The organism is Acidovorax facilis (genome assembly GCF_023913775.1).
GTDB classification, from domain to species: domain Bacteria; phylum Pseudomonadota; class Gammaproteobacteria; order Burkholderiales; family Burkholderiaceae_C; genus Acidovorax; species Acidovorax facilis.
Genome location: NZ_JAMXAX010000160.1, coordinates 1 through 12,112 on the forward strand (window position 1 = coordinate 1; position 12,112 = coordinate 12,112).

General features: G+C 64.4%; 13 protein-coding genes. 10 read left to right on the forward strand and 3 right to left on the reverse strand.

The window, feature by feature from the left end:
- Window positions 1-96: 96 nt before the first annotated feature.
- Window positions 97-384 carry a hypothetical protein gene (locus tag NFX52_RS26835; RefSeq protein WP_252635896.1) on the reverse strand — a complete coding sequence of 96 codons (288 nt, stop codon included), beginning with the start codon at window positions 382-384 and terminating at the stop codon, window positions 97-99.
- Between the two features lie 900 nt (window positions 385-1,284).
- Here NFX52_RS26835 and NFX52_RS26840 point away from each other — a divergent pair.
- The 5 genes from NFX52_RS26840 to NFX52_RS26855 all read left to right on the forward strand — a co-directional run bounded on the left by NFX52_RS26840 (window position 1,285) and on the right by NFX52_RS26855 (window position 4,924).
- Window positions 1,285-1,767 carry a GreA/GreB family elongation factor gene (locus NFX52_RS26840; protein ID WP_055401157.1) on the forward strand — a complete coding sequence of 161 codons (483 nt, stop codon included), beginning with the start codon at window positions 1,285-1,287 and terminating at the stop codon, window positions 1,765-1,767.
- Between the two features lie 5 nt (window positions 1,768-1,772).
- Window positions 1,773-1,898 carry a YXWGXW repeat-containing protein gene (locus NFX52_RS31170; protein ID WP_156358826.1) on the forward strand — a complete coding sequence of 42 codons (126 nt, stop codon included), beginning with the start codon at window positions 1,773-1,775 and terminating at the stop codon, window positions 1,896-1,898.
- Window positions 1,899-2,118: 220 nt separating this feature from the next.
- A complete protein-coding gene (locus NFX52_RS26845; protein WP_055401159.1) occupies window positions 2,119-2,421 on the forward strand; it encodes a helix-turn-helix transcriptional regulator in 303 nt (100 codons plus the stop codon).
- 15 nt (window positions 2,422-2,436) lie between these two features.
- Window positions 2,437-3,768, forward strand: coding sequence for a type II toxin-antitoxin system HipA family toxin (locus NFX52_RS26850; RefSeq protein WP_055401161.1), 1,332 nt, complete (start codon window positions 2,437-2,439; stop codon window positions 3,766-3,768).
- Window positions 3,769-3,862: 94 nt separating this feature from the next.
- Window positions 3,863-4,924: a phytanoyl-CoA dioxygenase family protein gene (locus NFX52_RS26855; RefSeq protein ID WP_242701330.1), complete on the forward strand. Its 1,062-nt coding sequence runs from the start codon at window positions 3,863-3,865 to the stop codon at window positions 4,922-4,924.
- 272 nt (window positions 4,925-5,196) lie between these two features.
- Here NFX52_RS26855 and NFX52_RS26860 read toward each other — a convergent pair whose 3' ends face one another.
- Complete coding sequence (locus NFX52_RS26860; RefSeq protein ID WP_055401164.1) at window positions 5,197-6,513, reverse strand: cation:proton antiporter; 1,317 nt, start codon at window positions 6,511-6,513, stop codon at window positions 5,197-5,199.
- Window positions 6,514-6,698: 185 nt separating this feature from the next.
- On the opposite strand from NFX52_RS26860, the gene NFX52_RS26865 reads away from it, so the two are divergent.
- A complete protein-coding gene (locus tag NFX52_RS26865; RefSeq protein ID WP_055401166.1) occupies window positions 6,699-7,325 on the forward strand; it encodes a hypothetical protein in 627 nt (208 codons plus the stop codon).
- 193 nt (window positions 7,326-7,518) lie between these two features.
- Window positions 7,519-7,806 carry a 7(1) septoil knot domain-containing protein gene (locus NFX52_RS26870; protein ID WP_055401176.1) on the forward strand — a complete coding sequence of 96 codons (288 nt, stop codon included), beginning with the start codon at window positions 7,519-7,521 and terminating at the stop codon, window positions 7,804-7,806.
- 54 nt (window positions 7,807-7,860) lie between these two features.
- On the opposite strand, the gene NFX52_RS26875 is transcribed toward NFX52_RS26870, so the two are convergent.
- Window positions 7,861-8,706, reverse strand: coding sequence for a fumarylacetoacetate hydrolase family protein (locus NFX52_RS26875; protein ID WP_055401168.1), 846 nt, complete (start codon window positions 8,704-8,706; stop codon window positions 7,861-7,863).
- Window positions 8,707-9,033: 327 nt separating this feature from the next.
- Here NFX52_RS26875 and NFX52_RS26880 point away from each other — a divergent pair, with 327 nt between their 5' ends.
- The 3 genes from NFX52_RS26880 to upp all read left to right on the forward strand — a co-directional run bounded on the left by NFX52_RS26880 (window position 9,034) and on the right by upp (window position 11,976).
- Window positions 9,034-9,876, forward strand: a complete 843-nt coding sequence (locus NFX52_RS26880; protein WP_055401170.1) for an enoyl-CoA hydratase-related protein — start codon at window positions 9,034-9,036, stop codon at window positions 9,874-9,876.
- 144 nt (window positions 9,877-10,020) lie between these two features.
- The gene (locus tag NFX52_RS26885) at window positions 10,021-11,013 is read left to right on the forward strand and encodes a threo-3-hydroxy-L-aspartate ammonia-lyase (protein WP_055401172.1); all 993 of its coding nucleotides are present in this window, start codon (window positions 10,021-10,023) and stop codon (window positions 11,011-11,013) included.
- A gap of 318 nt (window positions 11,014-11,331) precedes the next feature.
- A complete protein-coding gene (upp, locus tag NFX52_RS26890) occupies window positions 11,332-11,976 on the forward strand; it encodes a uracil phosphoribosyltransferase (protein ID WP_055401174.1) in 645 nt (214 codons plus the stop codon).
- The last annotated feature ends 136 nt before the right edge of the window (window positions 11,977-12,112 follow it).

Here is a 12,112-nt window from a genome sequence, read left to right on the forward strand (position 1 = left end):
CCGCAGGCTGCATTCCTCGCTGGGCTACCTCAGCCCGATGCAGTACGAACAACGCTGGTACGAGGCACAGCGCAAAAAGGCCGCGTGAATCGTGGGTTAAGAACTACACGAAACAGGGGCAAGGTCAATGAGAGGGTTGATGAACAGCCAGCGCACCCAACGAGTTGGATAGCGCCATTGCATTTGGGCAGTGAAACGCGGTTGGGTGAGCAACAGACCGGCGCAGGCAGGGAGGAGGAAGAGAAAGGCCACCAACGCCGCTTGCGTGTACTGAGCGCCGTAGAAAAAAACGAAGCGGCCCCCTTGAACAAGGTCCAGGAAGGCGCCCAGCGAGACAAAGAAGAATGCGGTGAGGACCGCCGCGCGAGTTAGCGGGCTGGTCATTGGCTTCGAGAGTGGCATTAATACCCAGGTGAATACCGTTATACAGCGCGGAGGCCTTGATAGCCCCCCAACGTAAATTAGACCGAGAAACCTGCGATATAGGATCTCCAACAGCATCGCTCGAACTGTGAGCAAGCCGGATTGTGAATAGATGACTGTTTAGGGAAATGGTGCCCACCGTCTGCTCAGGGCCCGTTGCACCCGTTGCAACGACTGTTGCTATTGACCAATACGAGCCGTCCACGGCTACCGGCAACGGATGCTTGATCTACTGAGGAGCGGGAATATTTGCGTACGTTCGCCGCAATGATGGGCTACGCGAAGCCAGTGCGCCAAGGCCAAAGCATGTTGCTATGCCAACCACTGCACACAGCGACCCGAGAGCCACCCAAGAAAACGATTTGGCGATGAGGATGTAGGCTTGCCAACTCATCAACGCGATCAGCATGGTCGCGCAAGCTTTCAGCTTATGTGAGGGCGCGAGCAACACGCCAGTGCAAACAAGAAGTATCGAAACTGCAGCGTAGCTAATCGACCAGATCGAAATTGATACGGGTGGAAAAGCACAGAGTCCGGGCGACGAACGCCACCACCCTTCTGGACAGACAAACCTCCCCCAACGCGTGACCTGATAAAAAATCAGCATTTGGCCGACAGTGACAATGCCGAAGCAAAAAATTGCAAAAGCCAACCAACGAACGGCTGCAACAACGCTGAGGGGAAATCTTTGCATAGCTCAGTCTATCCCTTCGTACCTGGCAATGGGATCCATCAATGATCTCATCGCTAGCAGCGTGCACTTAGCTGAAGGTAACGGTAGCCAACAAGAGCGTCGAGGGCTGGTGGAGTCCTTCACAATCAAGACTTACCCCCGCTTGTTCGAGATGCCGCCCCTTCATCATGGATAAATTTTTGCTGCAGAAGCAGGTGCTGGAACGGCTCGCCGAAGACCTGGTGCAAGCAGAACAGGCAATGCGGGCGGCCCATGAAACGGCCACTCACGAAGAAAACATCGCCGAAAACAAATACGACACATTAGGACTCGAAGCCGCCTACCTGGCCACCGGCCAAGCTCGCCGCGCCGAAGCCATCCGCCAGGCGATAGCCAATTGGCGCCAATTCCGCCCGCGCCCCTACGACGCCAGCAAAGGTATCCAACTCGGCGCGCTGGTCTGCCTGGTTGATTCTGACGACAAGGAGCAGCAGCTCTTCCTCGGCCCGGATGGGGGCAGCATGAAGTTGGTCAGCGGCGCACAGCTCGTTCAAGTCATCAGCAGCGAGGCCCCTTTGGGCGGGGCCATGCTGGGTAAATGCGAGGGTGACGAGGTGTCGATACAGGTCGCTTCAATCCGACAGCAATTTGAGGTGCTGCGGGTTCATTGAGCTGCATGCAAGTCCACGCCGAATGGGCCGATGTCAATAGAGGTTCGGGCGTGGTGAACGTACCGGCTGGCTGGCAAGGTCAGCCGAACTTTGAACCAGGCCATTGGGTCCGAGGTGTCGCATGCGCGTGAATGAGCGCTGAGTGGCCCAGACCGTGAACTCAGAGGGCCGACATTACGGACTGCAGCCGCTGCATTGCGGCCGTTCCGGGCAGTCCCGCCGGAACGGTGGCACAGACTGGGCCTGACCTGTAGCGGCATACCCGCCACTTCTCGCTCCCGTTGGGTCAAAAAACTTTGCGAAAAGATAAAATTTATACTCTTTTAAAATATTAAGAGTATAAATAGCATCATGCCTACTGACCTCATACCTACCCTTGCCGCCGCCCGCAAGGCCCACCAGATGACCCAGGCCCAGCTTGCCGAGCGTGCAGGCCTTAGCCGCATGACGGTGCAGCGCACTGAAGGCGGCGACCTGGACCCGCGCTATTCCACCCTGGCTGAAATGGCCCGCGTGCTGGGCATGGACATCATTGCCGTGCCCAGCAGCCTGCGGCCCAGTCTGGAGGCGTTCATCCAGTCGGGAGGCAAGTTTCTGGGCCAGCCCGAGGGGGTGGATGCGCCGCCATCCGTGGTGGATGGTCTGCGCCGCTGACGGTAGCAACACTCCATGAGCACCTCCATCCGCTACCTGCGCCTGTACCTGCACCGCCCGGCAAAGGCGGACGGGGCGGCGGGCGGTCGCGAGCCGATTGGCTACCTCTCGCAATACGGCGACATCCTGCGCGTGTCGTTTGACGAGAGCTACATCCGCAACCCGCAGCGCCCCACCCTGTCGCTGAGCTTTCAGGGTGCCGACGAGGCCGCGACGCAGCAGATCCTCGCGTCGGCGCGGGATGCGCGGCTGGTGCGCACCGATGGGCGCTGGCCGGTGTATTTTCAGAACCTGCTGCCCGAGGGCCACAACCGCGAGCGGCTTGCGCACGAGCGTGGCTGTAGCCCCGATGACGAGTTCGAGCTGCTGGCCGCCGCAGGCCACGACCTGATGGGCGCGCTGGAGGTGGCGCCTGTGCCCGCGCAAGACGGCATCCCGGACGTGGTGCGGCACTGGCACACCACGCAGGGGCTCGATGTGCTGGAGCCGGGGTTTGTGGAATACCCGGTGGAAGACGCGGCCTCGCTGCCCGGCGTGGTGACCAAGTTCAGCGCGGTGCAGGACGGCCGCCGCTACACGGTGCATCGCAAGGGCGCGGCGGGCAGCGTGATCTTGAAGCTGCCCACCACAGCCCACCCCGACCTCGTGGCCAACGAGTTCACCGGCTACCAGCTGTGCAAGGCGCTGGGCCTGCATTGCGCCGATGTGCGCGTCATCACCCGGGCCGAGGCCGACCTGCCCGATGCCGTGCCCTTCAACGAAATTTTGGCCGTGCAGCGTTTTGACCACCTGCCCGGCGGCGCCCGCGTGCACATGGAAGAGTTCAACCAGGTGCTGGGCTACACGCCGCGCCAGAAATACGGCAAAACCCATGGCAAGGGCGCGCTGCAGGACTGGGCCACAATGCTGCGCGTGCTCAACCGCCTGAGCCGCCAACCGGTGTTGGACACGCGCGAGTTTCTGGCGCGCATGGTGGCCTTCATCCTGATGGGCAACACCGACGCGCACCTGAAAAACTGGGCCCTGGTCTACCCCGACGGCCGCGTGCCACAGCTGGCCCCGGTGTACGACCCGGTGTGTGTGGCCGCGTTTTTTGAGGGCGTGCCCGACCAGCAATATGCCGTGAACCGCGCCATCGACAACACCCTGCGGGCGCTGACCTGGGACGACATGGAAGGCCTGATGAAATCGGCCGGGCTGCTGCGCGTGCCCCGGCACCTGGCCTTGTTGCGCGACACGGTGGCGCGGGCCAAAACGGAATGGCCCAGCCTGCTGGAGAGCGCCCCGGCGTCTGTGCGCAATGTGGTGGCGCAGCGGCTTGCAGGCGATGTGGCCCTGGCCCGGTGATGGCGGACCACCCTGCAAAATCGGCAGGCCTGCGCGCAGGGTTCGGCGCGGGCCGTGCCTTGTGACCCCGAACCGTTTTTGATTTGCTCCATCCATGCACTCCCCGATCGCAACCACCACGCCCCCAACAGCGTCTGGCTCCTTGCCGCCCGATACGGACAGGGGCGCCCTGCAGGTCCCACACCTCAAACGCTGTTGGTCACGCTGGATGGCCGCACGCCAGGGCCAGGGTTTGAAGGGCGCCGAAGCGGAGGCCCACCGCACACAGATCGTGCTGGCCGCGCTGGGTGTGGGGCTGGAGCAGACCATGCAATACGTGCTGCGCGAGGCCCCGGAGTTCGCTGCCTTTGAGGACTGGATCGTGCGCACGGCGGGCGCGCCCGATGCCGCTACCGTGGCGCGGATTCAAGCCCTTGTGGATGGCGGCCCGGCGCCCGAAGCGGCCTTGCAGCTGCAGGCCCGGATCGATGCGATGGAGCCCGTGCTGGATGCGGACGACCTGGCGCATTGGGACGAGCATGGCTATGTGGTGGTACGCCAGGCCACCACGCCAGAGCACTGCGCCGCCGCCGCACAGGCGGTGTGGGAGGCCGTGCGCGCCGACCCGGCAGATGTGGAGTCGTGGTACGCCCACGCCCCGCGCAACACCATGGTGCAGATGTTTCAGCACCCGGCATTCGACGTCAACCGACGTTCCCTGCGCATCCACAAGGCATTTGCGCAGCTGTGGGGCACGGCAGACCTGTGGCGCAGCACCGACCGCTGTGGCTTCAACCCTCCAGAACGCCCCGGCTACCCCTACGGCGGCCAGGGCATGCACTGGGATGTGAGCCTGCACCAGCCTATTCCCTTTGCCACCCAGGGCATCCTGTACCTGACCGACACGCCCCCCGAACAAGGTGCCCTCACCCTGGTGCCAGGCTTTCACCGCCGGGTGGGCGACTGGCTGGCCCAGCTACCCGCTGGGGTCGAGCCCCGCCAGCAAGACCTGCATGCGCTGGGTGCCACCCCCATCGGCGCGGGCGCGGGCGATCTGGTGATCTGGCACCAGGCCCTGCCCCATGGCCCCAGCCCCAATCGGGGCACGCAGCCCCGGCTGGTGCAGTACATCAACCTGGCCCCCGCCCAGGTGCCTTGCCACGACACCTGGGTCTGAGAGGCTGAGAGTCTTTTATCCATGCCCGCCTTGCACGCGAAAACGCCCCGGCTCGTCGTTGCAAATGCTCGCCATAGCCCGAGCTATGGCTGTGCTTTGCGCCTAGATCCGAGGCGTTTTCGCGCGCCTTTCGGGCTCGGCTAAAAAACTCTCAGCCTCTGAGGTGCGGCGAGCGGGGGGCGCACCTCCCCCAAAAACCGCAAAACTCATAGCAACAAAACCATACAGATAAAGCGCTAGCGGTCATTTTCGATTGAACCGGTCTTGCTAACTCACCGTGGCCGCTGTGCCTTCGTCTTGCGGCGCGCCTCGTAGCGCCGCATCAGCGGCGTTACCGACACACCGTGCAGCAGCACCGACGCCACCACCACCGCCAGCGTGATCGCCAGCAGGCGCTGCGCAATCACCGGATGCAGGTCGTGTGTGATGGCGTACATGAGGTAGTAGATGGAGCCAATGCCCCGGATGCCAAACCATGCGATCAGGCGGCGCTGCGAGCGCTCTACCTTGGCGCCCACCAGCCCTGCATACACCGCCAGCGGGCGGATCACCAGCAGCAGCACGGGCACAAACCACAACACCTCGGTGCCAAAGTCCACCACCGAAAGCAGCGCACCCACCACCAGCACCACGGTCACTTCGGCCAGGCGCTCCAGCTGGGCGTTGAAGCGCTCGACCGACTCGATCATGTGGCCCGGCGCCTGTGCGGCCAGGGGGGCTTCACCATCGTTGTTGTCGCCTTGAACAGGTGATGCCACGGACGCCGCTGGTTCCGCCGCCGCACGCCGCAGCGCTAGCCCGGCAGCAAACACCGCCAGAAAGCCGTAGGTATGGCACAACAAGGCCACGCCATAAGCCAGCGCGATGAGCCCCAGCACCATGAACTCGTCCGGGCCCAGCGCCTCGCGGTGGCGGATGCGCAGGTACAAAATGGCCCGGCCCACAACCACGCCCAGCAGGTAGCCAATCAACAGGCCACCCACCACGGCCCAGAGCACGTCCACCGCCCACCAGCGCCAGCCACTCTCGCCCAGGTCGTGCAGCGACATCAGGCCCAGACCCAGCATCACCAGCGGAAACGCCGCCCCATCGTTCAGCCCGCCCTCGCCCGTCAGGCCAAAACGCAAGCGATCACGGTCTTGCGGGTCGGACACCTGCACATCGGACGCAAGCACCGGATCGGTGGGCGCCAGGATGGCCCCCAGCAGCACGGCAGCGCCCAGCGGCAGGTGCAGCAGCCACACGCCCACGGCGGCGATGGCGCCCACGGTGATCAGCATCGACACGGTGGCCAGCTGCACCGGAATGCGCCAGCGCCGGTCGCGCAGGGGCAGATCCAGCTTCAGGCCCACGGTAAACAGCGAGATGAGCACGGCAATCTCGGTCAGCCGCTCCAGCAGCGGGGCATCACCCACCGGGTCCAATACCAGCAGGCCCAGCCCCCAGGGCCCAATGCCAACGCCCACGGCGAGGTACAGGATGGCCGAGCTGAGCGGCACGCGCGCGATGAAGGAGCTGGTCAACGTCATCACCACCAGCAGCAGGCCGACCAGCACAAAGCCCAGGGCGGGAAGCAGCTCAGCGGTCATGGAACACACAGACTTGAGGGGGAAAAGGTTGCACGCGCATCCGGCCACTGTGCACGCCACCCGGGCCCACCGCTGCGGGGGTGCGGCCCCCCGGGCTGTCAGCGGATGTCGCCAATCGGTGGAGCGCCTTTCGGCGTTACCTGAGGTTGCATCTGTGCACAATTCCGTGACTCTTGTGTATGCCCATGAACGTCTCCACCCTCCTCAAGCTCGCCATGGCCCTGCTGGTGGCGTTTTTTGCCGTCGAGAAGCTCAGGGTGCACTACGCCGACCAGCGGCTGCAAAACCACGGGCTGGCCGCTGTCTCTCAGCCAATGGCCGACAGCCCCGTACAGGAGGCCACCAGCCAGGCGGCTTTCGAGTTCCGGGGCTACCAGGTCAAGCCACTGGCCACGTTTGCCGTGCGCGCACGGGTGTTGTCGCGCGAAGACTATTACGTGGGCAAGGAGGCCGAGCTGTCCCCGCTGGACCTGGCCCTGGGCTGGAAGCGCATGGCCGACCCTGCGGTGTACGAAGCCTTGAACATCACCCAGGGCGGCCGCTGGTACCGCTACACCTGGCGCGACCAACCGCCCATCCCGCTGCAGGAGATCATCGAGTCGTCAGCCAACATGCACATGATTGCAGCCACGCCCGTGGTGGAGCGGGCGCTCAAAAAGGCCCGTGCGGGGGCCTACATCCGCATCACCGGCAGGCTGGTGGAGGTGACACACCCCAGCGGCTGGCGCTGGACGAGTTCGCTCACACGATCGGATTCCGGGGCCAATTCCTGCGAGCTGGTGTTTGTAGAGTCTGTGCAGGTGGAGAACTGACCCGCCACCGGGCCCTGGTTGCTCCTCGCACTCCCAATTTGATAGCTGCTTGCGCTTTCCCATCAAGCGCCAGGCCCTGTTTTTACTCAAAATCTTACATCTCTACAGGGCAACCCGGGGGCTGGCGCGCCCAAAGTCTGGATACCCTTGGAAGGACAAGCCCCCGCCCGAACCACCGCCCGAAAGGATGCCCATGGCCAAGATCCTGGAAGTGAAATACGAAAACCAGGCCGACGCCCACATTTGCGAGGTGGCGCATGAAAGCCAGGCCGACCTGTGCTGGCACGAGGTGCACTACGCCACCCAGGCCAGCGGCGATGCGATCTGGTTCTTTGTGGCCTATGCCAACCAGGCCAGCTTCAAGGTCTACCGCGTCAAGCACGCCAGCCAGGCGGACCTGAAAATCTTCAGGGTCAGCACCCCGGAGCAGGCTGGCTGGCGAACCAAGGACCATCTGCTGATCGGCAAGCTGGGCAAATAGGTTCGGCCCCAAGAGCGCTACGCCGTGTGAACCGCACCAGGCCCACCGCCCGACTCATCCCCCCACGCACTTTTGCACCTGCTCACCCAGGCCCGTGGCGCCCAGGCGCATCACATCACCGGGCTTGAGGAACCAGGGGGCGGGCTTTTGCCCCAGCCCCACACCTGCGGGTGTGCCAGTCAGCACCACGTCGCCGGGCTCCAGCGTCATGAACTGGCTGATGTACGACACCACGGTGGGCACGCCAAAGATGAAGTTGCGGGTGCTGCCGTTTTGCACGCGCTGGCCGTTGACCTCCAGCCACAGGTCGATGGCGTGCGGGTCGGGCACCTCGTCAACCGTGGCCAGCCACGGGCCGATCGGGGCAAAGGTGTCGTAGCTCTTGCCCTTGTCCCACTGGCCGCCGCGCTCCATCTGCCAGGCACGTTCAGACACATCGTTGGCCAGCACATAGCCCGCCACATGCTGCAGCGCATCGGCCTCGGCCACCTGGCGCGCACGGGTGCCGATGACGATGCCCAGCTCGACCTCCCAGTCGGTCTTGACGGCGCCGGGCGGAATGCGCACATCGTCGTTGGGGCCGCTGAGCGCCGTCACGGCCTTCATGAACAACACAGGCTCGGCGGGCGGCTGCAGGCCCGCCTCGCGCGCGTGGTCGGCATAGTTGAGCCCCACGCACACGATCTTGCCCACCCCAGCCACCGGGCTGCCCAGGCGCGGTGTGCCATAGACGGGCGGCAGGCGGCTTGCGTCGATGGCGGCCAGGGCAGAAAGCGTGCGCGGGTTGAGCTGGGCCGGGCCCATGTCGGGCAGCAGCATGGACAGGTCGCGCAGCGTGCCGGTGGCGTCGATCAGGCCGGGGCGTTCTGCGCCGGGCTGGCCGTAACGGATGAGTTTCATGGCGGGAAATCCTGGTGGGGTCGGCGAAAGGTGGCAGTCGCAGCAAGGAGCCGCGCTGCGCCGACACGCAGCATAGCGGCACGCAACCCCCAGCGTGTACGCCAATCACCGGCCCTGCCTTGCCGCAAGACGAGGGCCACATCCCCTGCGCAGCCCGTGTGGCGCGCGTAACATGGCGCGGGGTGCACCGCAGCGCCAGCCGCGCACCCCAAATACTCCTGATTTAATAGCTTCCAACGCTTACCAGATAAGTGCTGGCAGCCAAAATCGCTCAAAGTCACCCAGGCGACGACCCGGCCTGCACTCACCGGTCTACAGTGGCACCCCATGAACACCCTCACCTGCTTTTCCCTCAGCATCACCGACCACGTGGCCCATCTGGTGCTGAACCGCCCCGAGGCCATGAACACCATGCACCCCACCTTCTGGCGCGAGCTGGACGAGGTGCTGGCCCAGCTCAACAAGGCGGGCGAAGCGCGGGCGCTGGTCATCAGCAGCACCGGCAAACATTTCAGCGCAGGCATGGCACTGGAAACCTTTGGCGGCGCCATCACCATGGACGACCAGAGCCCCGAGGGCCGCGCCGCCATCTTTGACCTGCTCACCGACATGCAAGCCACCTTCACCCGCATCGAAAGCCTGCGCATCCCCGTCATCATGGCCATCCACGGCGGCTGCATCGGGGGCGCGGTGGACATGGTGACGGCCGCCTGCATCCGCTACGCCACGGCAGACACGTTCTTCTGCATCCAGGAGATCAACATCGGCATGGTGGCCGACGTGGGCACGCTGCAGCGCCTGCCCAAGCTGATCCCGCTGGGCGTGGTGAAAGAGCTGGCCTACACCGGCCGCCGCTTGAGCGCAGCCAAGGCCCTGGGCTACGGCCTCGTCAACGAAGTGTTCGAGACCCAAGAAGCGATGCTTGCCGCCGCGCTGCAGTGCGCGCAAGAGATCGCCAGCAAGCCGCCCGTGGCCATCTGGGGCACCAAACAGGCCGTGAACTACGCCCGCGACCACAGTGTGGAAGACAGCCTGCGCCAGATGGGCTGGCTGCAAGGCGCCATCTGGAGCAACCAGCATGTGCGCGAGTCGGTCACGGCGATGAAGCAAAAGCGCGCGGGCGACTTCCCGGCACTGACGCCGCTGCAACGGTTCAGCGAGCTGGGCTGACCCACCATCAACCATCAAAATCTATAGCTGCTCGCGCTTGCCACACAAGCGCGTAAGGCCATTTTGGATTGAAACCACGCGGCAACCCGCTATCATCCGAGGGCTGAAGGGGCAAGCGTTTGCCCCGCCACCAGGGATGCCGCCATGACCTTGCCCAGCCTCACCCCGCCCACCTACGACGACGTGGCCGCCGCCGCGCACCGGCTCAAGGGCATGGCGCACCACACGCCGGTGCTGCGCTCCACCACCGCCGACGACCTGCTGGGTGCGCAACTGTTCTTCAAATGCGAGAACCTGCAGCGCACCGGCGCCTTCAAGTTCCGGGGCGCCTTCAACACCCTGGCCCAGTTCACCGATGAGCAGCGCGAGCGCGGCGTGCTGGCCTTTTCGGCCGGCAACCACGCGCAGGCCATCGCGCTGTCGGCCCGCATGCTGGACATGCCCGCCGTCATCGTCATGCCCGCAGACGCGCCCGCCTCCAAGATGGCGGCCACACGGGCCTACGGCGCCCAGGTCGTCACCTACGACCGCTACACCGAAGACCGCGAAGCCATCAGCCGCCACCTGGCGCTGGAGCGCGGCATGACGCTGGTGCCGCCGTTTGACCACCCGCACGTCATTGCGGGCCAGGGCACCGCCGCCAAAGAACTGTTTGAAGAAGTGCCCGACCTGGACTACCTGTTTGTCTGCGTGGGCGGTGGCGGCTTGCTGGCAGGCAGCCTGCTGGCCGCGCAGGCCCTGGCACCCCAGTGCCGCGTGGTGGGTGTCGAGCCCGAAACGGGCAACGACGCCCAGCAGTCACTGCGCGCCGGGCACATCGTGCGCATCCCCACGCCCCACACCATCGCCGACGGCGCGCAAACCCAGGCGCTGGGCGAGCTCACCTTCCCCATCATCCGCGACCATGCCGAAGACATCATCAGCGTGAGCGACGAACAGCTCATGCAATCCCTGCGCTTCTTTGCCGAGCGCATGAAGATCGTGGTGGAGCCCACCGGCGCCCTGGCCTATGCGGGTGCGCAGGCCTTCTCGGGCGCTGACAACGGAGGCAAGCTGCTGCACGGTGAGCGCGTGGGCGTTCTCATCAGCGGCGGCAACGTCGACCTGGCGCGCTATGCGCGGTTTCTGGCGGACTAGTGTGGTGTTGCACGCTTGACGGCACATTGAAAACCAATGGATTTTTGGTCAGGGCAAGGCGCAAACCACAGCGATACCCGTAGGTATCGCGAGGATTTGCAACGCAGCACTGGCCGAAAAGACGCGGTTTTAAGTGCCGGCTAGCGTGCAACACCACACTAGCCCCTCCTGAGTCGCCTGCGGCGCCCCAAGGGGTCGACGCCAGTTCCAAGGCAACTGCTGGCCTGGGCCACACCGGCTTTTACGGGCCGTGGCACAAGTGCCGTCAAAATACGGCCACCGCTATTCATTCACCCCCTGCAGACCAAAGGCCGCGCCATGAGCACCGCTACCAACAACAACGTCACCGTCATCACCCACCCCCTCGTCCAGCACAAGCTCACGCTGATGCGTCGAAAGGACGCCAGCACCAACAGCTTTCGTCGCTTGCTGGGGGAGCTAAGCACGCTGATGGCGTATGAAGTCACGCGCGACATGCCGCTGCAGGACATCGAGATTGAAACCCCGCTGGAGACTATGACTGGCAAGGTCATCGACGGCAAGAAGCTGGTGCTGGTCTCCATCCTGCGCGCGGGCAACGGGTTCCTGGATGGCATGCTCAACGTGGTGCCCGGCGCCCGCGTGGGCCACATCGGCCTGTACCGCGACCCGGCCACGCTGCAGCCCGTGGAGTACTACTTCAAGATGCCGTCCGAAATGGACGAGCGCGACATCATCGTGGTGGACCCCATGCTCGCCACCGGCAACTCGGCCTCCGCCTGCGTAGACCGCCTGAAAAAGCTCAACCCCCGCTCCATCAAGTTCGTCTGCCTGCTGGCCGCCCCCGAAGGCATCGCGACCATGCAAAAGGCACACCCCGACGTACCGATTTTCACCGCAGCGATTGACCGCGAACTGAGCGACCACGGCTACATCCTGCCGGGCCTGGGCGATGCGGGCGACCGGATTTTTGGCACCAAATAGGCCACGCACTGACCCGTCCTGAATAGCGTTGACACCCAGGACGGTTTAAAACTGCAGCCGGACTATCCGGCCAACGACGCCCGATGCACCGCATCGGGCGTTTGCATTTTCAGCGATAGGTGTGGCCGCTCGCAGT